This is a genomic window from Micromonospora sp. WMMD736 (assembly GCF_049179015.1).
In the GTDB taxonomy this organism is placed as follows: Bacteria; Actinomycetota; Actinomycetes; order Mycobacteriales; family Micromonosporaceae; genus Micromonospora.
The window spans coordinates 5515755-5534738 of record NZ_JBMHMI010000001.1 but is presented as its reverse complement, the minus strand read 5'-3'; the positions used below and the strand labels follow the sequence as shown (position 1 = coordinate 5534738).

General features: G+C 72.9%; 18 protein-coding genes and 1 pseudogene. 5 read left to right on the top strand and 14 right to left on the bottom strand.

Annotated elements, in window-relative coordinates:
• Positions 1 to 27 precede the first annotated feature (27 nt).
• From ACN269_RS25005 to ACN269_RS24995, 3 genes are all read right to left on the bottom strand, one after another.
• Positions 28 to 2283 carry a putative bifunctional diguanylate cyclase/phosphodiesterase gene (locus ACN269_RS25005; protein ID WP_421474700.1) on the bottom strand — a complete coding sequence of 752 codons (2256 nt, stop codon included), beginning with the start codon at positions 2281 to 2283 and terminating at the stop codon, positions 28 to 30.
• Positions 2284 to 2452: 169 nt separating this feature from the next.
• Positions 2453 to 2626 carry a hypothetical protein gene (locus ACN269_RS25000; protein WP_421474699.1) on the bottom strand — a complete coding sequence of 58 codons (174 nt, stop codon included), beginning with the start codon at positions 2624 to 2626 and terminating at the stop codon, positions 2453 to 2455.
• On the bottom strand, positions 2626 to 2859 hold the full coding sequence (locus ACN269_RS24995; protein WP_421474698.1) for a zinc-ribbon domain-containing protein: 234 nt from the start codon (positions 2857 to 2859) through the stop codon (positions 2626 to 2628). Before ACN269_RS24995 ends, ACN269_RS25000 begins: the two co-directional genes overlap by 1 nt.
• Before the next feature lie 102 nt (positions 2860 to 2961).
• Between ACN269_RS24995 and ACN269_RS24990 the strand changes: the two are divergent.
• Positions 2962 to 3312: pseudogene (locus tag ACN269_RS24990) on the top strand (type II toxin-antitoxin system RelE/ParE family toxin); the annotation flags it as partial.
• A gap of 10 nt (positions 3313 to 3322) precedes the next feature.
• Positions 3323 to 3640, top strand: coding sequence for a helix-turn-helix domain-containing protein (locus tag ACN269_RS24985; RefSeq protein WP_421474697.1), 318 nt, complete (start codon positions 3323 to 3325; stop codon positions 3638 to 3640).
• A 111-nt stretch (positions 3641 to 3751) separates the two neighbouring features.
• On the opposite strand, the gene ACN269_RS24980 is transcribed toward ACN269_RS24985, so the two are convergent.
• From ACN269_RS24980 to ACN269_RS24965, 4 genes are all read right to left on the bottom strand, one after another.
• Positions 3752 to 4621, bottom strand: coding sequence for an SRPBCC family protein (locus ACN269_RS24980; protein ID WP_421474696.1), 870 nt, complete (start codon positions 4619 to 4621; stop codon positions 3752 to 3754).
• Entirely contained in the window at positions 4614 to 5171 is a 558-nt protein-coding gene (locus ACN269_RS24975) for a helix-turn-helix domain-containing protein (RefSeq protein ID WP_421474695.1), read from the bottom strand. The genes ACN269_RS24980 and ACN269_RS24975 overlap by 8 nt, the downstream gene beginning before the upstream one ends.
• 102 nt (positions 5172 to 5273) lie before the next feature.
• A complete protein-coding gene (locus ACN269_RS24970) occupies positions 5274 to 6620 on the bottom strand; it encodes a class I SAM-dependent methyltransferase (RefSeq protein WP_421474694.1) in 1347 nt (448 codons plus the stop codon).
• Complete coding sequence (locus ACN269_RS24965) at positions 6617 to 8014, bottom strand: FAD-binding oxidoreductase (protein WP_421474693.1); 1398 nt, start codon at positions 8012 to 8014, stop codon at positions 6617 to 6619. The genes ACN269_RS24970 and ACN269_RS24965 overlap by 4 nt, the downstream gene beginning before the upstream one ends.
• A gap of 93 nt (positions 8015 to 8107) precedes the next feature.
• Here ACN269_RS24965 and ACN269_RS24960 point away from each other — a divergent pair, with 93 nt between their 5' ends.
• Positions 8108 to 8578 (top strand): aminoacyl-tRNA deacylase, encoded by a 471-nt coding sequence (locus ACN269_RS24960; protein ID WP_421474692.1) that lies wholly within the window; start codon positions 8108 to 8110, stop codon positions 8576 to 8578.
• A 61-nt stretch (positions 8579 to 8639) separates the two neighbouring features.
• Entirely contained in the window at positions 8640 to 9350 is a 711-nt protein-coding gene (locus ACN269_RS24955; protein ID WP_421474691.1) for an RICIN domain-containing protein, read from the top strand.
• Here the strand turns inward: ACN269_RS24955 and ACN269_RS24950 are convergent.
• Complete coding sequence (locus ACN269_RS24950) at positions 9347 to 10702, bottom strand: MFS transporter (RefSeq protein WP_421474690.1); 1356 nt, start codon at positions 10700 to 10702, stop codon at positions 9347 to 9349. The genes ACN269_RS24955 and ACN269_RS24950 overlap by 4 nt on opposite strands.
• Before the next feature lie 19 nt (positions 10703 to 10721).
• On the opposite strand from ACN269_RS24950, the gene ACN269_RS24945 reads away from it, so the two are divergent.
• Positions 10722 to 11711 (top strand): GlxA family transcriptional regulator, encoded by a 990-nt coding sequence (locus ACN269_RS24945; protein WP_421474689.1) that lies wholly within the window; start codon positions 10722 to 10724, stop codon positions 11709 to 11711.
• Between the two features lie 99 nt (positions 11712 to 11810).
• On the opposite strand, the gene ACN269_RS24940 is transcribed toward ACN269_RS24945, so the two are convergent.
• From ACN269_RS24940 to ACN269_RS24915, 6 genes are all read right to left on the bottom strand, one after another.
• Positions 11811 to 12278 carry a hypothetical protein gene (locus ACN269_RS24940; protein WP_421474688.1) on the bottom strand — a complete coding sequence of 156 codons (468 nt, stop codon included), beginning with the start codon at positions 12276 to 12278 and terminating at the stop codon, positions 11811 to 11813.
• Positions 12279 to 12401: 123 nt separating this feature from the next.
• Complete coding sequence (locus ACN269_RS24935) at positions 12402 to 14354, bottom strand: vWA domain-containing protein (RefSeq protein ID WP_421474687.1); 1953 nt, start codon at positions 14352 to 14354, stop codon at positions 12402 to 12404.
• 2 nt (positions 14355 to 14356) lie between these two features.
• Positions 14357 to 15808: a magnesium chelatase gene (locus ACN269_RS24930; protein WP_421474686.1), complete on the bottom strand. Its 1452-nt coding sequence runs from the start codon at positions 15806 to 15808 to the stop codon at positions 14357 to 14359.
• 66 nt (positions 15809 to 15874) lie between these two features.
• Positions 15875 to 16951, bottom strand: coding sequence for a hypothetical protein (locus tag ACN269_RS24925; RefSeq protein WP_421474685.1), 1077 nt, complete (start codon positions 16949 to 16951; stop codon positions 15875 to 15877).
• A 105-nt stretch (positions 16952 to 17056) separates the two neighbouring features.
• Positions 17057 to 17707, bottom strand: a complete 651-nt coding sequence (locus ACN269_RS24920) for a response regulator transcription factor (protein ID WP_421474684.1) — start codon at positions 17705 to 17707, stop codon at positions 17057 to 17059.
• Positions 17704 to 18948, bottom strand: a complete 1245-nt coding sequence (locus ACN269_RS24915; RefSeq protein WP_421474683.1) for a histidine kinase — start codon at positions 18946 to 18948, stop codon at positions 17704 to 17706. Before ACN269_RS24915 ends, ACN269_RS24920 begins: the two co-directional genes overlap by 4 nt.
• Between the last annotated feature and the right edge of the window lie 36 nt (positions 18949 to 18984).

The window sequence follows — 18984 nt, the reverse complement described above, 5'->3', positions numbered from 1 at the left end:
AGGCTCCTACCTGCCGCTACGTCAGGGTCAAGCCCGATTCTGACCCACCGTGGCGGGGCTGTCCGGCCGCCCGTACAGATAGCCCTGGCCGCGCGGGCAGCCGATGGCGGTGACCGCGTCGTGCTGGCGCTCGGTCTCCACCCCCTCGGCGATCACCGCGAGGTCGTACGCGCCGGCGAGTCGGGTCACCATCTCCACCGTGGCGTACGCCCGCTCGTCAGTGCCGAGGCGGGCCACGAACGAACGGTCGATCTTCAGCTCGGTTGCCGGGATGCGGTGCAGGTAGCTCAGCGACGAGTAGCCGGTGCCGAAGTCGTCGATGGCGATCTGGATGCCCAGTTCCCGGAGCTGGTGCAGCCGTTCCAGCACCGCGTCGGTCCCCTCGATCAAGGCCGACTCGGTCAACTCCAGCGTCAACGCGCGCGGTGCCAGTCCGGCGCCGGCGGTGGCCGCCGTGACCGTGGCGATGAGGTCGGGCCGGCGCAGGTGGGCGGCGGCGATGTTCACCGCGACCGTCGCCTCCGGCATGCGGGCTCGCCAGGTCGCCGCCGCCCGGCACGCCTCGTGGATCACCCAACGGTCGATCGGGAGGATCAGGCCGGTCTCCTCGGCCAGTGGCAGGAACCGCGCCGGGGGCAACATTCCCAGTCGGGGGTGCCGCCAGCGCACCAGCGCCTCGGCGCTGCGTACCGCACCGGTGGCGAGGTCGACGATCGGCTGGAACTCCAGGTGCAGTTGCTCCTCGTCGACGGCCCGGCGCAGGTCCGCGATCAGCTCCGCCCGGGACACGGCCGACTCCCGCAGGGCCGGGGTGCAGGTCCGGTACGCGGACTTGCCGGAGGCCTTCGCCGCGTACATGGCGATGTCGGCGTCACGCAGCAGGTCGGAGTGGGAGGCGTGCTGCGGCCCGTACTCGGCGATGCCGATGCTCGCCGACGGATGCACACCCACGTCCTCCTCCCCCTCGGACGGGCGCAAAGCGTCCAGCAGGCGTTCGGCCAGGTGCTCCGGTGACACCGGCCGATCCCTCTCGATCAGCACCGCGAACTCGTCGCCGCCGAGGCGGGCGATCGTGCCGTCGCCGTCCACGGCGTCCCGCATCCGGGCCGCCAGCCCGGTCAGCAGGGCATCGCCCGTGGCGTGCCCGAACCGGTCGTTGACCTGCTTGAACCCGTCGAGGTCGAGCAGCAGGACGGCCACCGGTCGACCGTCCCGCAGGGCCAGCCGCAGCAGTCGGTTGAACAGCAGCCGGTTCGGCAGGCCGGTGAGCTGGTCACCGTAGGCGAGCCGGCGCAGTCGCGCCACCAGGCGCAGGTTCTCGTTGGCGGCCAGCCCTTGACGGACGGCGAGGGCGGCGAGCAGCGCCATCATGGTCACGAAGACCAACGGCGGGGTCTGGCCGGTCGGCCGGCGGGCCAGCAGCACCGCGATGATCGCCCCGCCGACCGGCAGGTACGGCAGCGCCACCCGCCACCACGGCGGCAGTGGGGACTCGGCGGTCTCGTCGGTGCCGTCGCAGTCCGGTGGCGGACGACTACCGCTGGCCAGCCCGATCAGGAGGTAGCTCAGCGGCCAGCACAGGTCGATGAGGTGACCGGCGGCGTAGTTCCCCCGGGCGACCAGCGAGACGTACACGACGTCGGCCACCACCCGGATGGTCAGGCTCGCCGCGAGCACGCTCATCGGCCGCCACAGGGGTCGCGCCGGACCGGCCACCGCCACCAGGATGGTGAGCTGCATCAGGTCGAACATCGGGTAGAGCAGCCCCAGCGTGCGCGCCGGATCGGCCAGCTCGGCGGAGGCCACCCCCCGGAACACCAGCACCCAGCCGACCGGCACCAGCGCCAGCGCGACGATCACGCCGTCCAGCAGAGTCCGGGCCCGCCCGACCGCCGTGCGTGGCCCGGACGGGGAGCTGAGCAGCGCGGCGGTGCCGGTGAGGATGCCGGCGCTGAAGACCACCCCGATCAGCGCGTTGTGCGGCAGGTCGTCCCCGACGAGTCGCTGCACCGTCCAGATCCCCCGCCCCAGCGCGGCGAGCGCCATGGTGACGGCGAGCAGCGTCCAGAACCTGCGCAACGGGGCCGGATGTCGACGGGCCACGCCGGCACAGGCGATTGTGGCCCAGCCGGCGACCAGGAGCGCGCCCACGTCACTGACCAGCGCGGCGCCCGGCAGCGCAGCGGCCAACCAGCCGGCCTCCACGACCAGGACCACGGTCGCGACGATCGGGCCGATGGGCTTGAGCTGCCCCGCGGCCTGCTTCACGTCCTGTCGCGACACGGTCGCTCCGGCTCTTCGTCGGGTGTGCACAGTCGGGCGGACCGGTCCACGGCAAACCCCGAAAGCCTAGCCAGCGCCCCGGACCGCCGCCAGGGCCGAACATCCAGGTCGGTGCGGTCTCCCCGGGTCGTCATGGCGGCCGATGTCCGGTGTCGGCGGACGGCTCAGGTCAGCGGCCGGCGGAGCGGTTCCACGGTGAGCGGGGCAGGGCGGTGCCGGCCAGCGGGCGGCGTACGGGCCGACGCCGACGACGGCCGGGGGTGCACGGCGGGCGTGCGGCGGTGTGCACGACGGGTCCGGCCGACGACGGTCGGCCGATCAGCCAGCACAGGAAGCGGGCCATCAGCCGACCGGGAGACGCTCGGCGTCGGACCGGGAGATCTCGTACTCCGCGCCGCAGAACGTGCACTGCTGCGCGTACCGGGTGCGGATCGGAATGAGGGGGATGAAGAAGAGGGTGAATTTCGTCGACCGGCGGGTGATCACCTGCGCGGCGTGGTTACCGCAGTGGCGGCAGACCTCCTGCACGATACCGGACCGGTCGACCTTGGTACGCAGACCAAAGATGAAGAACATCGCCCGGCAGTACCCACTCCACCCCGAAAAGTCACCACCCCCGCCGCACGGATCGGTACGACAGCCGCACCCACACGGTATAGCGATTGATATACTTCCCGGATGCCGCAGGATGAGTGGGAGGTCTTCGTCGTCGACGAGGTCCGCGCCTGGATCGACAGCCTGGACGAGGGGACTTTCGTCCGGGTCGTCCAGGCGATCGACGCGCTCGCCGACGTGGGACCCGGCCTGGGCCGCCCTCTGGTCGACACGATCAGCGGGTCGACGCTGGCGAACCTCAAGGAGCTGCGACCCGGCACCGTCCGCATACTCTTCGTCTTCGACCCGTGGCGCGCCAGCATCCTGCTGGTCGCGGGCGACAAGGCGGGCCAGTGCCAGAGCTGGTATCAGCAGGCCATCCCGCTCGCCGAACAACGCTACGAGATCTACTTGAAGGAACGCGCGCAGCAAGAGGGGGCCAGCGATGAGTGGACATGTGCGGTGGTCGGACATTCGGTCGGAGTACGTACAGCGGGCCGGCGGCGAGGAGGCCGTCGAAGCGGGAAAGCAAGAGTTGCTCGCACAGGTCGTCGGGCACCGCCTCGCCGAGGTACGACGGGCTCGCGGCCTCACTCAGCAGCAGGTGGCCGAGCGGATGGGGGTGACCAAGGGGCGGGTCTCCCAGATCGAGCAGGGCCGGATTTCCGGCCAGGAGGTGGTGGCCCGGTATGCCATCGCCCTCGGCGGTCGACTTCACCAGGCCATCTACTTCGACGACGGTGACATCGCCGCCATCGCGTGAGCCGCCGTGGGCAGCCCCCCGCCCACAGATCGTGCTCGATCCAGGATGTAACGGCCTCCGGTGCAGACGAGGCCACTACATCCCTGATCGAGCACGATCACGGCGGGGCGGTCAGAAGGTGGGCTGGGGGTCCAGGCCGGGGACCTCCTCGGCGAGCCAGATCGGCTGCCAGGCGGTCATCTCGTGGAAGCGGCGCAGCTCGAACAGCCCGGCGACCGTGCCGCTCCAGGCGCCGTACGGCGGGTTGGTCTCGTCGAAGCCGCTCTGCACGAAGGTCAGCGTGGTGCGACCGCCGGATTCGGCCAGCTCCCAGTTGGTGACGCCGGTCGGTCCCCAGTCGACGGACATCCGCCGGCCGGGCTCCAGGTCGACGATCTTGGCGGCGTACCCGGCCTCGAAGCCGCCCATGGCGTACCGGCCACCGACCCACGGCTCGATCCCGATGGGGTAGCCGAACCAGGCGCTGGCCTGCTCGGAGTCGGTCAGCGACTCCCACACCTTGTCGGCCGGGGCGGCGATGACCAGCTCGCCACGCAGGTCTGCGGAGGTGAAGTCGGTGCGCGGCAGCAGCGGCTGGCCCTCCAGGTGGGCGGCCAGGTTGGCGATGGACAGTGCCCAGTACGTCTGGAGCACGCCCCGGATGCTGGAGCCGCTCATCGCCTCGGCGAAGTCGAAGTGGCTCTGGGTCAGCGTGAGCACCGTGGCGTCCGGGCCGTCGGCGGCGAGTTGGAAACCGGTGGTGGTCTCGACCCCGTCGAGCAGCCAGCCGAAGCGCAGCGAGTCGTCGTCGGCGTGCAGCAGCCGCTGGTGCGGGGCGTCGCCCTCGGGCGTGTAGCGGCCCCAGAACTCGTACCGCTCGGGCAGCTCGACCTCGGCGTGCTCGGCCAGCCAGACGCGCAGCTCGGCCGGGTCGGTCAGCGCCTGGCGGACGCGCGCCGCGGGCGCGGCGAGGCGGGCCTGCACCTTCAACGGTTCACTCATTGTCGTTCCCTTTCGGATAGCAGGCGACGGCCAGCTTGAAGGCGTCGCCCTCGCTGCCGCCGTAGCGGGTGAACAGGTCCTGAAGTGCGGTTTGCAGGTCGTGCAGGAACTCCTGGCGTCGCTCGGCGGGCACCCGGATCTCGCCGGAGACCCCGATCGAGGGCAGCTCGGGCGCCGCCCGGTCCAGGGCGGCGATGTCGGCCTGGACCTCCTCCATCAGGTCGAGCAGGTAGCCCAGGCTCAGCTCGTCGCGGGCCCGCCGCAGCCCGATGCGGCCGACCAGCCGGGGCGAGAGCCAGTAGGACCGGGCGGCGGCCTGGTAGATGCCCTCGGTGATCCCGCGAACCTTGCGCTCGTTGACCAGCTCGACCAGGCCGGCCGCGACGAGCTGCTTGACGTGGTAGTAGACGCGTTGTGGCGTCTGGTCGAGTCGGGCCGCGACCTCGGTGCAGGTGCGCGGTTCGGCCAGTTGCCGCAGCACCTCCACGCGCTGCGGCTTGAGCAGGACCTCGGCCTGCTCGATCTGCTCCAGGTACAGGACGTCTCTCATGGCAAAATCAGTTTGTACGTACAAAACTAGTTTGTCAATCGCTTCGCGAGAAGCCGCGCCGACTTTTTCCCGGCGCGGCTTCAGGCGACGCTCAGCGGATGATCAGGGCAACCAGTCCGGTCGCAGCGGGTAGCCGTTCGCGCCGTCCGGACCGTTGTGGGTGGCCAGCACCTGGTGCAGTTGGATGCCGTTGCGCTCGAACGCCATCCGCGAGCCGGCCATGTAGAGCCCCCACACCCGGGCCGTCCCCGCGCCGACCTCGGAGACGCAGAAGTCCCAGTGCTCCACCAGGTTGCGACACCAGGCGGCGAGGGTCAGCGCGTAGTGCTGACGCAGGTTCTCCTCGTGGTGCACCTCCAACCCGGCGTCGTGCACCTCGCTGATCAGCCGACCCGGGCCGGCCAGCTCGCCGTCCGGGAAGACGTACCTGTCGATGAACGCGCCCGAGCGGTGCGGCGCCCGGTTGTCGGCGCGGGTGATGGTGTGGTTGAGCAGCCGCCCACCCGTGCGCAGGCGCGACCGCAGCGCCCCGAAGTACGACGGGTAGTTGCGCACGCCGATGTGCTCGGTCAGCCCGATCGAGGAGATGGCGTCGAACTGCTCCGCCGGGGCGTCTCGGTAGTCGAGGTGGCGCACCTCGGCCAGCTCGGTCAGCCCCTCCCGCTCGATGGCGGCCTGCGCCCACTGCGCCTGCGCCTTCGACAGGGTCACCCCGAGCGCCTTGACCCCGTACTCGCGCGCGGCGTGCCGGACCATGCCGCCCCAGCCGCAGCCCACGTCCAGCAGCCGCATGCCCTTCTTCAGCGCCAGCTTGCCGGCGACCAGGTCGTACTTCGCCGCCTGGGCCTGTTCCAGGGTGTCGGTCGGCGACCGGAAGACCGCGCAGGTGTACGTCATGGACGGGCCGAGCACCTTCTCGTAGAAGGCGTTCGAGACGTCGTAGTGGTGCGAGATCGCCGTGCTGTCGCGCACCCGGGAGTGCCGCAGCCCGTTCATCACCCGCTTCCAGCGCGGCTGGGCCTCCTGCGGCGGGGCCGGCGGCGGCAACAGCCGCTCCCAGCCCAGCCCCCGCACCAGCGCGACGCCGTCGGCCACCGACGGCGGGCGCAGCCGCAGTTCGTCCTTGAGCACCCGCAGCGCCTCGTACGGGTCACCGGGGTGCACCCCCTGCAACGCCAGGTCGCCGCTCACGTACGCCCGGGCCATGCCCAGGTCGCCGGGAGCGGTGAGCAGGTACGACAGGCCCCGCTCGGAACGGATCGCCAGGGTGATGCCGGCGTCGGCCGGGCCGACGGCGCTGCCGTCGTACCCGGTGATGCGGATCGGCAGCGGCCCGGCGGTGACCGCGCGGACGACGTCCGCGACGGTCGGACCGGTGCGCCGGCCCCCCGCCGGCGGTGGGGTGGCGGGGACGCTCGCCGCCCCCTGGTCTCGGTCGGTAAGGCTCATGCTCGTGCTACCGCCTTTTCGTACAGTCCCGTCAGCCGGTGGTCCGGGTCGTAGCGGTCTTTCACCGCGCGCCAGGTCTCGCCGCCGTAGAGGCGATCGAAGGCGTCCCGGTCGTAGTACGCGTCGGAGTAGAGCGACTTGTGTCCACCCAACTCCGACACCCTGCGTTCGATCGTGCGGTTGACGTCGCCGTCGGCGGCGCCGGGCGCGATCGGCACGCTCCCCCAGAAACCAATGTTGACGTAGTCCTGCCCCTCGTGGAGCGGATACAGCGGCCACGACCGCGCGGAACCGGGACCCTCCGGCTCACGCAACCGCAGCGGGCAGAGCCACACCGGGGTCATCCCCACGTTGGCCGCGAACCAGCGCAGGAAGTCCGCCGTGCGGTCCAGCGGGATCTCCACGTCCTGCACGACCCGCTCGCGGGCCGGCTGGCCACGCAGCCGGTCGATCCGGGCCGCCACCTGGTGCCGGTGTTCGAGGCGGACCAGTCGGTGGTAGACGTCGCTGCGCCGGTACCGCGCCGGCCAGAGCCGACGGACGACCGGGTGCTGCGCGCCGAACGCCGCCGAGCACCAGAACCAGTCGGTGTCCCAGCGCCAGAGGTAGTCGTACGCGGTCAGCACGTCGCGGGTCCGCTGGCGCAGCGACCGGTAGTAGATCGCCTGGCCGGTGTAGTCGCTGGGCGGGTCGGCCGTGTCGGTGAAGCGCCCCAGCACCAGGTACGCCTCGCCAGGGCTGAACATCACACCGTCCAGCGCGTCGACCTGCTCACCGGCCCAGGACCGGGTGGCGCTGACCTCGGCGATCGCGTCGGTGAGCGCCTCCAGCCGGGTGAACCGGATGTTGCGCAGCGCCACGTACCGGCCGATCGGCTGCAACTCGATGCGCAGCCTCGTCGCGTAGCCAAGGCTGCCCAGCGAGTTGGGGAACGCCCGGAACAGGTCGGCGTGCTCGCCGTCCGGGCGGGCGGTGACGATCGCGCCGGAGCCGGTGAGGATGTCCATCTCGCGGACCGACTCGTGGGGCAGGCCGTTGCGGAAGGACGTCGACTCGATCCCCAGGCCGGTCACCGCGCCGCCCAGGGTGATGGTGCGGAGTTGCGGCACCACCAACGGCATCAATCCGTGCGGCAGGGTGGCGTCGACCAGGTCCTCGTACGTGCACATGCCCTGCACGTCGGCCGTACGCCCGGTCTCGTCGACCGAGAGCACCCCGTTGAGGCCACTCACGTCGAGGCCCGGGGTGCGGGGAGCGGATCGGGGGCGGAACAGGTTGGAGGTGCGTTTGGCCAGCCGGACAGGCTCGCCCGTGGGCACCGCGGCGTACGACCGCCGCAGCGTGTCCACCGCTTGATCATGGTCAATGGGGTGATCCACACGCTCAGCGCGCATGTGATCACCTTACGCCTGCACCCGGGAAATCGTGGGATGTCCTCGCCTGCCGTTTCCCGTCCGACAGCAGGCCCGGCGGTTACCGTGGCGGTCATGCCGTCGCCCGCGATCGCTGCCCTGGACTCCGCCGGACTGCCGTACCGGTTGGTCAGTCACGGCGCGGTCGGCAGCCTCGCGGAGGCCGCCGCCGCCCGTGGTGTGGCCGTACCGGACGTGGTCAAGACGATCGTCGTCCGCCGTGGAGCGGACGACCACCTGTTCGTGCTCACGCCGGGGGACCGGGTCGTCTCCTGGCCCAAGCTGCGCGCCCTGCTCGGGGTGCAGCGGATCTCCATGCCGGACGCGGCGGGCGCGCTGGCCGCCACCGGGTACGAGCGAGGCACCATCACCCCGTTCGGCGCGAGCACGGCGTGGCCGGTGATCGCCGACGAGCGGCTGCGGGGCCGGCAGATCACCCTGGGCGCGGGCGAGCGGGGTCTGGCCGTCGCGCTCGACGCCGACGCCGCGATCGCCGCCCTCGACGCCACTGTGGCCGACGTCACCGATCCGCAGCCGACGCGCTGAACTCCGCCGTCGCCGTCGTCCGGTTGGCTCCGGCACGCCGCCGTGGGTGAGGATGGCGGCTATGCCCGCGCCCGAGGAACGCCCCGACCCCGTCGGCACCGTGTACGGCGGCCGCCGCCACGCCAACTCGGGCCTGCTGGCCGACCCGCTGCTGCGGGTGGCGGTGGCGGTCGGCCTGGTGGGCGTACTCCTCGGTGTGGTCTTCGCCACCGGCCTGCTCGACGGCGACGACGAGCCGGCGGTGCCGGCGGCCGTCGCGACCCCGACCAGCGCGGCCGAGCCGACCACCCCGGCGGCCGAGCCGAGCCCGACGCCCTCGGTCGAGCCGTCGCCGACCCCGTCGGCCACCCCGGCTGTCCCCACCAGCGGCTCCCACGTGCTGCGGTCGCCCTCCGGGCTCTGCCTCGGGCTGGACGGCGACGACGAGAAGGCCGAGGCCGAACTGGCCGCCTGCACCGGCGGCCCGGAGCAGCAGTGGGTCGTCAACCCGGTAGCGACGGGCGCGGTGACGATGACCAACGCCGCCCACGGGCAGTGCCTCGACGTCGAGGGCGGCAGCGGCGACGACGGCGCGCGGTTGCAGCAGTTCCCGTGCCACGGTCAGGCCAACCAGCAGTGGCGGCTGACCCCCACCGGTGCCGGCCCGATCCTGCTGGTGGCGGTGCACAGCGGCAAGTGCGCGCAGGCCGACGACGACGGCGCCGAGGCCGGGGACGACATCCGGCAGCGCCCCTGCGACGGCCGGCCCGCCCAGCAGTGGGCGGTCAGCTAACCCCGGAAGCTCCACGCCCGGGGTGCGGTCGCGGCGACGAGGACGGCCTCCGGCACCGGTCGGCCCGGCCGTCGACGCAGCAGCAGCGACAGCCCCGCCGCGCCGATCGACAGCGCGCCGGCCGCGTACCAGGCCACCGCGTAGTCGCCGAGCTGGTCGCGGACCAGCCCCGCGCCGGTGGCCGCGAGCGCCGCACCGAACTGGTGGGCGGCGAACACCCAACCGAAGACGACCGCGCCCGCACCGCCGAAGTACTCCCGGCACAGCGCCACCGTCGGCGGCACCGTGGCCACCCAGTCCAGGCCGTAGAAGATGATGAACACCAGCATGCTCGGCTCGGCGCTGCCCCCGAACAGGCTGGGCAGCACCAGCAACGACAGCCCGCGCAGCGCGTAGTAGGCGCCGAGCAGCAGCCGACTGTCCACCCGGTCGGTGAGCCAGCCGGAGGCGATCGTGCCGACGATGTCGAAGAGCCCCACCAGCGCGAGCAGCCCCGCCGCCGTCGTCTCGGCCATGCCGTGATCGTGCGCGGCCGGCACGAAGTGCGTACCCACGAGGCCGTTGGTGGTTGCGCCGCAGATCGCGAACCCGCCGGCCAGCAGCCAGAACGGCCGGGTCCGGGCCGCGGCGGCCAGCGCGCCCAGCGCCCGCGTCGCCGCGCCGCCGGTCGGCGGCGGCGCCGCGACGACCTCGGTCGCGCCGTAGGCGGGCAGGCCCAGAACCGCCGGGTGTTCGCGCAGCAGCCACACCACCAGGGGTACGACGGCCAGGGCGGCACCGGCCACCACGAGTGCCGCCGTGCGCCAGCCGTGGTCGCGGACCAGGACGGCGATCAGCGGCAGGAAGATCAGTTGCCCAGCGGCCCCGCCCGCGGTCAGCACGCCGGTGACCAGGCCCCGCCGGTGGACGAACCAGCGCCCGGTGACGGTTGCCACGAAGGCGAGCGCCATCGAGCCGGTGCCCAGGCCGACGAGGACGCCCCAGCACAGCAGCAACTGCCAGCTCGCGGTCATGAACACCGTGAGGCCGCTGCCGGCGGCCACCAGCAGCAGCGCCACCGAGACGACCCGGCGGATGCCGAACCGGTCCATCAGCGCGGCGGCGAACGGAGCGGTGAGCCCGTAGAGGAGCAGGTTCACCGAGACGGCCGCGGAGATCGTGGCGAGCGGCCAGCCGAACTCGGCGTGCAGCGGGTGCAGCAGCACCGACGGGGTGGCGCGGAACCCGGCCGCGCCGACGAGCGCCACGAAGGCGACCCCGGCCACGAGCCAGGCGGGGTGGAGGCGACGATTCTTGCTCACGCGACCAGTCTGGGTCGCGCCTCCGACGGCGACGAGTGGCCGGAAAGCCATCGTGCGCAATAATCGGGCCATGAGCAGTGGCCCGCACCGGATCGCCGTCCTCGCCCTCGACCAGGTCGTCGGCCTCGACCTCGGCACCCCGTCCCAGGTCTTCAGCACCGCCCGTGGTGTCGACGACCAGTACCGCTACGACGTCCGGGTGTGCACCCCGGGCGGCCGACCGGTCCTCAGCACCGCCGGCTTCCAGGTGCTCCCGGACCACGGGTTGGAGCTGCTCGACACCGCCGACACGGTGATCGTCCCGGGCATCCACGACGGCGCGACGCTCACCTCGGGCACCATCGAGCCCGAGGTCGCCGAGGCTCTGCGGTCGGCGTACGCGCGGGGCGCGCGGATCATGTCGATCTGCACCGGAGCGTTCGTGCTGGCCGCCGCCGGCCTGCTCGACGGACGTCGGGCGACCACCCACTGGGCGTACGCCGAGCCCTTCCGCCTCCTGTACCCCCGGGTGGACCTCGACCCGGACGTGCTCTTCATCGTCGACGACCGGGTGCTCACCTCGGCCGGAGTGGCCGCCGGCATCGACCTCTGCCTGCACGTCATCCGTCTCGACCATGGCAGCGAGATCGCCAACCGGGCGGCCCGGCGCTGCGTGATGCCGCCGTGGCGCGACGGCGGCCAGGCGCAGTACATCGAGCAGCCGGTGCCCCGGGCCACCGACGCGAGCACCGCCGCCGCCCGGGAGTGGGCCCGGCAGCGGCTGCACGAGCCGATCGCCCTGCGTGACCTCGCCGAGCAGGCTCGGATGAGCGTGCGCACGTTCACCCGGCGTTTTCGGCTGGAGACGGGACTGAGCCCGGCGCAGTGGCTGCTGCGGCAGCGCACCGACCATGCCCGTCTGCTGCTGGAGACGACCGACCTCACCGTCGACCAGATCGCCCGCCGCTGCGGCTTCGGCACGACGGCCGCCCTCCGCCAACAACTCCACCAGCGCATCGGCGTGGCCCCGTCCACGTACCGCCGCACCTTCCACCCCCGCGAAGAGCTGACCCGCGCCTGACCCCCGCGATCTTGCACTTTGTGTTGTCGAGACGCCCTTCTTGTGCACCTTTGTCGCCGCAGAAAGTGCAAGATCGACGCGGCCCGGGGTGGGCACGGGTCAGGTGCGGAGCAGGTGGAGTTGGGTTTGGTGTTTGGGGAGGTGGACCCGCGCGTGCAGGTCCAGGGTGCGGGACCAGGGCAGCGGCTCGTCGACGATCAGGTCGAAGCCCTCGCGCAGGTGGGTCTCCACCGGCGCCTCCGCCGCCAGGCCGAGCTGGTCGACCAACCCGCACAGCCGGTCGCTGGTGCCGTGCAGCAGCGCCACCAGGCCGCGTAGACCGCCCTGCTCGGCGGCCAACGCGTCGAGCTGCGGGCGGTGGATGTCCTCCTCCAGCTCGTAGTAGGCGAACGGCGACCCGGCGAGCAGCGCCTCGCTGGCCTGGATCATCAGCTCGTCGTTGGCCACCAGGTGCGCCACGATCTGCTCGGCGCTCCACTGCCCCGCAGGGGCAGGCCCGAACGCCGCCCCGTCGATCTCGGCGAACACCCCCTCGTAGGCCCGCCGCAACCCATCATTCTCCGCCACACCCCCACCCCACCCGCCCCACCCCGTCGATCATGGCGTTGTGGTGCCCGGTTCACCCGGACGAGCGGCATGTGCCACCCACCACAACTTCATGATCGACGGAGGGGGCGAGGGCGAGCGGGGTCAGCGGCGGGACTGGCGGGAGCGGAGGTAGTCGGAGACGACGTACTCGCCCAGGTCGTCGGTGTCGGGAGTGAACATGCGGCCACGGCTGCGTCTCGCCACCGCGTCGACGAAACGGCGCAGACCCTCGTCGTCGCCGAGCATGAACAGGTTGAGCGTCGCGCCGTACCGGCTGAGCCGGTCCACCTCGCGGACCGTCGCCTCGATCGTCTCCGGCAGCGGCGGCCAGTGGAACAGCGCCTCCCCGTCGTCCGGATCGAGGTGGGCGGTCGGCTCCCCGTCCGTGACCACCAGCACCACCGGCTCGGCGTCTGGATGGCGGCGCAGGTGCCGAGCAGCCAACCGCAGCGCGTGCTGCAGGTTAGTCCCCTGTTGCAGGTCCGGCTCCACGGCCGCCAACTCCTGCTGGGTGAGCGTCGTCGCCTCCCGACCGAAACCCACGATCTGCAGCGCGTCCTGCGGAAAACGGGTCTCCATCAGGTGCGCCAGCGCCAACGCCGTCTGCTTCATCGGCCCCCAACGACCCTGCGAGATCATCGAGTACGACAGGTCGACGCAGAGCACCACCGCCGCCGAGGCCCGCTTCTCGGTCTCCACCACCTCGAAGTCGTCCGCCTCGAGTTGCAGCGGAACCCTCGGCCCGGCCCGGCGTACCGCCCGGGTGAGCGTGCGGACCACGTCCAGCGGCTGCTCGTCGCCGTACTCCCAGGGGCGGGACGCGCCGCTGACCTCGCCGGCCGCACCCGCCGAGCGCAGGTCGTGCTGACCGCGCGGCCCGGCCGTCAGGTCGGCGAAGACCCTCCGCAGCGCCGTACCGCCCAGCCGGCGCAGGGCCTTCGGGCTGAGCGTGAGCCCGTCCGCGTCCCGGCCCACCCAGCCCTGCCGGCGCAGCTCGCGTTCCAGCTCGCGCAGCCGGCGCACGTCGTCGGCCGCGTCCCGGCCCAGCGTCCGGGCCACCGCGTCGACGTCCACGTCGTCGAGCGTGGCCCCCGGGTGCTCCTGGTCGAGCTGGTCCAGCAGGTCGTCCAGTTCACCGATCTCGCCGAGCGCGCCGGCCGCGTCGGCGTAGTCCAACGGCTGCTCGCCCCGGACGCGCTCGCCGCGCCCCCAGCGCAGATCCGGCCGCAGCGCCCGCAGGTTGGCGTCGAGCGCCGACAGCTCACCGGCGAGCCGGTCGCCGAGTGACTGCTGCATCAGTCCGGCCAACTCGGCGCGCTGCCGCTCGGACAGCGAGTTCATCAGCCGCTCACCGGCCGCCGAACGGCGGGCCAGCACGTCGATCAGCTCGTCGACCGTCTCCGGCTGCTCCGGGAAGAAGTCGCCGTGCCGGCGCATGAACTCGGCGAACGCGTCGGTGGTGTCCTCCGCGCGGCCGTGCCGGGCCAGCAGGTCGTTCAGGTCCCGCATCATCTCGGCGAGACGCTGCTGTGCGGCCGGGTCGGCGGACGCGCGGACCGCGTCCCGCAGGCCCGCGAACCGCTGACCGAGGACGTCGTCCCGGAGCTGGTCGAGGATCTGCTGGTACGAGCGGCGGGCGTCCTCGCTGGCCCACTGGTAGCCGGACAGCTCCTCGACCGCCCGGGCCGTCGAGCGGGGCAGATTGTCCAGCACCGCCTCGGCGAACCGCGCGTTGTCGTCGTCGCGCCCGCGCAGCTCGTCACGTTCGGCAGCGAGAGCCTGGTCGAGCAGGGCCCGTGCACGGGTCACCGCGCCGTCGAGGTCGCCGCGACGAAGCGCCTCGCGGCGCAACCGTCGTGCTCGCGCGGCCAGGTCGTCCAACCCGCCCCGCCCCTGCGGGCCACGGCGCAGCAGGTCGCGCAACGCCTGCCGCAGGCTGCCGCCGGCCAGCACCTCGGCGCCGACCGCGTCCACCGCCGCTCGCACGTCGTACGGGGGTGCCAGCGGATCGGGGCCGCCGTTCCACTGGCCGTACCGGAACCGGTTGCCGGCCACAGTCAGCCCCGGCCGCCGTAGACGGTGCGCCCGGATTCGGTGACGTCCTTGCCGAGCCGGCGGGTCAGGTGCAACCCCTCCAGCACGAACTCCACGGCCGCCGCGGCCTCCTCCGGGGTGGGCGCGTCGCCCAGGCCGAGCCGGTCGAGCACCTTGGCGAGGCCGGGCACGGTGCCCACCTGCCGCAGCAGCTCGGCGGAACCGACCAGTTCGCCGGTCTCGATCGCCGTTCCGTCCTCGACGAGGGCGGTGAACCCGGACAGGTCGAGGCCGGCCAGGTGGGCACGGAACGTCTCGGCGGTCGCGGTCCGCAGCAGGTGGGCCAGGATCTCGACTTCCCGTCCCTCCTCGCCGCTCTCGAACTCCACCTTGCCGCGCAGCGTGCTGGTCACCGACACCGCGTCACCGACCCGGGCCACCGGGGCCTCGGGTCGACCGTCCGGCTCGGCGGAGGCGGCGAGCAGGCCGGCGCGGCGCAGCGCGGCGCCGGCCACCGTCTCGGCGGCGGCGATCGCGAACCGGGCGGAGACGCCGGAGCGCGGGTCCACCGACGGGGATTCCCGTACGGCGCGGGCGAAGCGGGCCAGCACCTCCAGCACGTGCTCCGGGACGGCGGCGACCAGGTCGGCCTCCTGGCGGATCAGCGCCAGCTCCAACTCCAGGTCGACCGGGTAGTGGGTACGGATCTCCGCGCCGAACCGGTCCTTGAGCGGGGTGATGATGCGGCCCCGGTTGGTGTAGTCCTCCGGGTTGGCGCTGGCCACCAGGAGCAGGTCCAGCGGCAGCCGCAGCTGGTAGCCGCGGACCTGGATGTCCCGCTCCTCCAACACGTTGAGCAGCGCCACCTGGATGCGTTCGGCCAGGTCGGGCAGCTCGTTGACGGCGAAGATGCCCCGGTTGGTACGCGGCACGAGCCCGAAGTGGATGGTCTCCGGGTCACCGAGGGTGCGGCCCTGGGCGATCCGGATCGGGTCGACGTCACCGATCAGGTCGCCGACGCTGGTGTCCGGCGTGGCGAGCTTCTCGCCGTAGCGCATCGAGCGGTGCAGCCAGCCGATCGGCAGGTCGTCGCCGGCCTCGGCGACCTGGGCGACCGAGGCGGGGGTGAGCGGGCGCATCGGGTGTTCGTTGAGGACCGAGCCGGCGATGACCGGGGTCCACTCGTCGAGCAGCGAGCCCAGGGCGCGGATCAGTCGGGTCTTGCCCTGGCCGCGCTCGCCGAGCAGCACCATGTCGTGCCCGGCGAGCAGCGCACGCTCGACCTCGGGCAGGACGGTGTCGTCGTAGCCGACGATGCCGGGAAAACGGGTCTCGCCGGAGCGCATCCGGGCGAGGAGGTTGTCGCGGAGTTCCTGCTTGACGGTGCGGTACTGGTGACCGGCCGCCCGCAGCGCGCCGAGCGTGCCGGGCAGGTCGGCCGGTGGAACCGGGATTACCGGGGTAGGCGCAGTCACCCGAGTAACGCTAGCTCACATTTTCGGGGGCGCCGCCGGCTTCGGGTGGCACCCCCACGGCCACCGTCAGCCCCGGCCGCAACGCCGGCAGGCACCCCGGCGGCGCAGGTGATACGCGTACGCGGCCGCGCCGAGTGCCACGCCCCACAGCGGCCAGAGGAGCATCGGCGCCCCGGTCAGACTGGTCCCGCCGGTCAGCTCCCAGAACTTGGGGTTGCTGAGCAGGCCGAGGCTCGCGGCGGTGACGGAGATGGCGACCAGGGTGGCCGGCACCACGGCCAGCTTCACCGGCACCCGCCGACCGGCGAGCCCGACCATCCAGCGGGGGAACCGCTCCCCCCAGCGCTGCACCAGGCCGAGGGTGAGGATCGCACCGACGGTGGCGAAGGCGGCCAGCCCGAACCCCGCCCAGACCAGTCCGTCGTCCTGCATCTCGGTCAGGAATTCCCGGGAGATGCCCAGCGGGATGCCGGCCGCCCAGGCGAACCGGACCACCGCGTACGTCAGTGGGATGATCGCGGCGATGCCGGCGGCCCACCGACCCCAGCGGGCGGCGGCGGGCGGGGTGGTCCAGCCGCGGTCGGCGTCGTCCCGTCCGCAGGCAACGCAGCTCCCGGCGGTGCGGCGTTGCCAGGCGAGCACCGCCCCGGCCAGCAGCAGCCCGCCGAGCAGCGCGGCGAACCGGCCGAACAGGGCCCAGTTGAAGACGTCGGAGTAGTCGATCGGGGGCCAGCGGAACGGCGCGCCGACGATCAGGATCGGCAGGTAGCCGAGGACGACCAGCACCCGCGCGTCGGGGACGACCACGGCGAGCACGAAGGCGACCGCCCAGCCGTAGCCGGCGAGCAGCGCCCGGAACGGGCCGGGCGGGCGGACCGCCGGGCGGCTCATGGCCAGGGCCGCCACAGCGGCGGTCAGCAGGACACCGGCGAAGAGCGGAGTGGCGACGTCCACCGGCACCAGGCGCAGCAGGTTGACGTCGCCGCCGTGCGGGTCGTTCGCGCCGAACGGATAGCCAGCGCCGGTGAGCGTGCTGACCAGGGCGAGTACGCCCCACAGGCCGAGCCAGCCGGCGGCCAGCGGGGCGAGCCGGTCGGGCCAGCGGGAGTCGGTACGGACTCGAAAGTCATCGATCGTCGTCATGCTCCCAGCCTCGACCGATCGGCGGCCGGTTCCCTCCCGGGCGGCGGTGAACCCGCTCCCCCGGCCGAGGGAACGGCCGGGGGAAGCGGCGGGGGAACCGGCCGGTCAGCCGGACGGGGTGACGAAGCCGGACTCGTAGGCGGCGATGACGGCCTGGGTGCGGTCGCGGACGCCGAGCTTGGCCAGCACGTTGCCGACGTGCGTCTTGACCGTCTCCACCCCGACGACCAGGTGCGCGGCGATCTCCGGGTTGGAGCGGCCGGTCGCCATCAGCCGCAGCACCTCGGCCTCCCGCTCGGTGAGCCGCGCGGCGCGCAGCCGGTCCCCACCCACCGGCCCGTACGCCCCGACGAGCTGGCGGATCGCCGCCGGGAACAGCAGCGACTCCCCGGCCGCGACGACCCGTACCGCCTCGACGACCTCCGCCGGCCGGGCGCGTTTGAGCAGGAAGCCGGACGCACCGGCGCGCAGCGCCTCGTAGACGTACTCGTCGTTGGCGAACGTGGTCACCACCAGCACCCGGGGCGGGTCGGCGGAGGTGGCCAGCAGGTGCCGGGTGGCCTGGATGCCGTCGATGCCGGGCATCCGGACGTCCATCAGCACCACGTCGGGGCGGTGCCGGGCGACCAGGGGCGGCACCTCGGCCCCGTCGGCGGCCTCGGCGAGCACCCGCAGGTCGGGTTGCGCGTCGATGATGGCCCGCAGTCCGACCCGGATCAGCTCGTCGTCGTCGACGATCAGCACGCCGGTGGTCATCGCGCGTCCTCGTACGGCAGTCGGGCCTTGACGAGCCAACGGTCGCCGTCCGGGCCGACGCTGAGCCGGCCGCCGAGCAGCAGCACGCGTTCCCGGATGCCGTCCAGCCCGCGCCCGCCCCGGCCGGGCTCGGAGCGGCGCTGTCGGCCCAGGGCGTTCGCCATCTCCAACTCCAGGGCGTCCGGTTGCAGGTCCAGCCGCAGCGTCACCGGCCCGTGCCCGTGGCGGGCGGCGTTGGTCAGTCCCTCCTGGACGATGCGGTAACCCTCGCGGGAGACCACCGCGGGCACCACCGCGGGATCGCCGGCGCGGCTGTCGTAGACCGTCAGCCCGGCCGCGCGGGCGTCGGTGACCAGCCGGTCCAGGTCGGCGAGCGTACGCTGCGGTGCCACCGACGGACGGCCGGACCCGGTCTCGCGGAGCAGCCCCAGCACGTGGTCCAGCTCGTCCATGGCGGTCCGGCCGGCGTCCTCGATGGCGGTCAGCGCGCGCCGGACGAACTCCGGATCGGTGTCCAGCACCTCGCGGGCCGCGCCCGCCTGCAGGGTCGCCACGGTCAACGCGTGACCGACGGAATCGTGCAGTTCGCGGGCCAGCCGGTTGCGTTCGGCGAGCCGGGTGGCCCGCGCTTCCAGGGCGGCGATTCGCTCGGCCTGCGCGGGGCCGAGCAGCACCGGGGCCATCGACACGGCGAGCGCGCCGAGACCGGCCACGGCGTAGCCGAGCCCGACCAGCAGGGCGACCCCGGCCAGCGTGAGCCACCCGCTGTCCCGACCGTTCAGCGGCCCGAACCGTTCCTGGCTGGTCAGCTCGTCGCCCACACCGAACTGCTGCGCGATGAACGCCAGCGCCATCGGCAGGGCGCTGAACAACGCGGTCATCACCACCGCGCCGACGATGAGGTGCGTGGCGATCCAGAGCGCGCTGCGCAGGCGGCTCTCCCGGTCACCCCGGTGCCCCGGCGCGGGGTCGGGCAGGTCGACGCCGAGCAGCGCCCGTACGGCGGCGATCTCCAGCGCCCGGCTGCCGTCCAGCAGCAGCGGCACCACGGCGATCAGCGCCGCGACCACCAGCAGGACGTAGACCAGCGGGCGGGGGATCTCCGAGTCGGTGAGCATCTGCGCGAAGGTCACCGCGAGGACCCCGTACGGCAGCGCCAGCACGCCGCCGAGCAGCAGGAACACGCCGCGTCGCCAGGTGCTGCCGGCGACCAGCGGGGCGAGCGCCGCGCGGAGGGTCATCCGGTCATTCTGCTGGCGTGGACCGGGTACGCGACT

What these genes read in the sequence shown, in the direction of transcription:
- ACN269_RS24915 (WP_421474683.1), bottom strand. Translation starts at nt 18,948, where the DNA reads ATGACCCTCCGCGCGGCGCTCGCCCCGCTGGTCGCCGGCAGCACCTGG.
- ACN269_RS24950 (WP_421474690.1), bottom strand. Translation starts at nt 10,702, where the DNA reads ATGGCTTTCCGGCCACTCGTCGCCGTCGGAGGCGCGACCCAGACTGGT.
- ACN269_RS24995 (WP_421474698.1), bottom strand. Translation starts at nt 2,859, where the DNA reads ATGTTCTTCATCTTTGGTCTGCGTACCAAGGTCGACCGGTCCGGTATC.
- ACN269_RS24955 (WP_421474691.1), top strand. Translation starts at nt 8,640, where the DNA reads ATGCCCGCGCCCGAGGAACGCCCCGACCCCGTCGGCACCGTGTACGGC.
- ACN269_RS24945 (WP_421474689.1), top strand. Translation starts at nt 10,722, where the DNA reads ATGAGCAGTGGCCCGCACCGGATCGCCGTCCTCGCCCTCGACCAGGTC.
- ACN269_RS24925 (WP_421474685.1), bottom strand. Translation starts at nt 16,951, where the DNA reads ATGACGACGATCGATGACTTTCGAGTCCGTACCGACTCCCGCTGGCCC.
- ACN269_RS24920 (WP_421474684.1), bottom strand. Translation starts at nt 17,707, where the DNA reads ATGACCACCGGCGTGCTGATCGTCGACGACGACGAGCTGATCCGGGTC.
- ACN269_RS24975 (WP_421474695.1), bottom strand. Translation starts at nt 5,171, where the DNA reads ATGAGAGACGTCCTGTACCTGGAGCAGATCGAGCAGGCCGAGGTCCTG.
- ACN269_RS24960 (WP_421474692.1), top strand. Translation starts at nt 8,108, where the DNA reads ATGCCGTCGCCCGCGATCGCTGCCCTGGACTCCGCCGGACTGCCGTAC.
- ACN269_RS24965 (WP_421474693.1), bottom strand. Translation starts at nt 8,014, where the DNA reads ATGCGCGCTGAGCGTGTGGATCACCCCATTGACCATGATCAAGCGGTG.
- ACN269_RS24985 (WP_421474697.1), top strand. Translation starts at nt 3,323, where the DNA reads ATGAGTGGACATGTGCGGTGGTCGGACATTCGGTCGGAGTACGTACAG.
- ACN269_RS24980 (WP_421474696.1), bottom strand. Translation starts at nt 4,621, where the DNA reads ATGAGTGAACCGTTGAAGGTGCAGGCCCGCCTCGCCGCGCCCGCGGCG.
- ACN269_RS25000 (WP_421474699.1), bottom strand. Translation starts at nt 2,626, where the DNA reads ATGGCCCGCTTCCTGTGCTGGCTGATCGGCCGACCGTCGTCGGCCGGA.
- ACN269_RS24970 (WP_421474694.1), bottom strand. Translation starts at nt 6,620, where the DNA reads ATGAGCCTTACCGACCGAGACCAGGGGGCGGCGAGCGTCCCCGCCACC.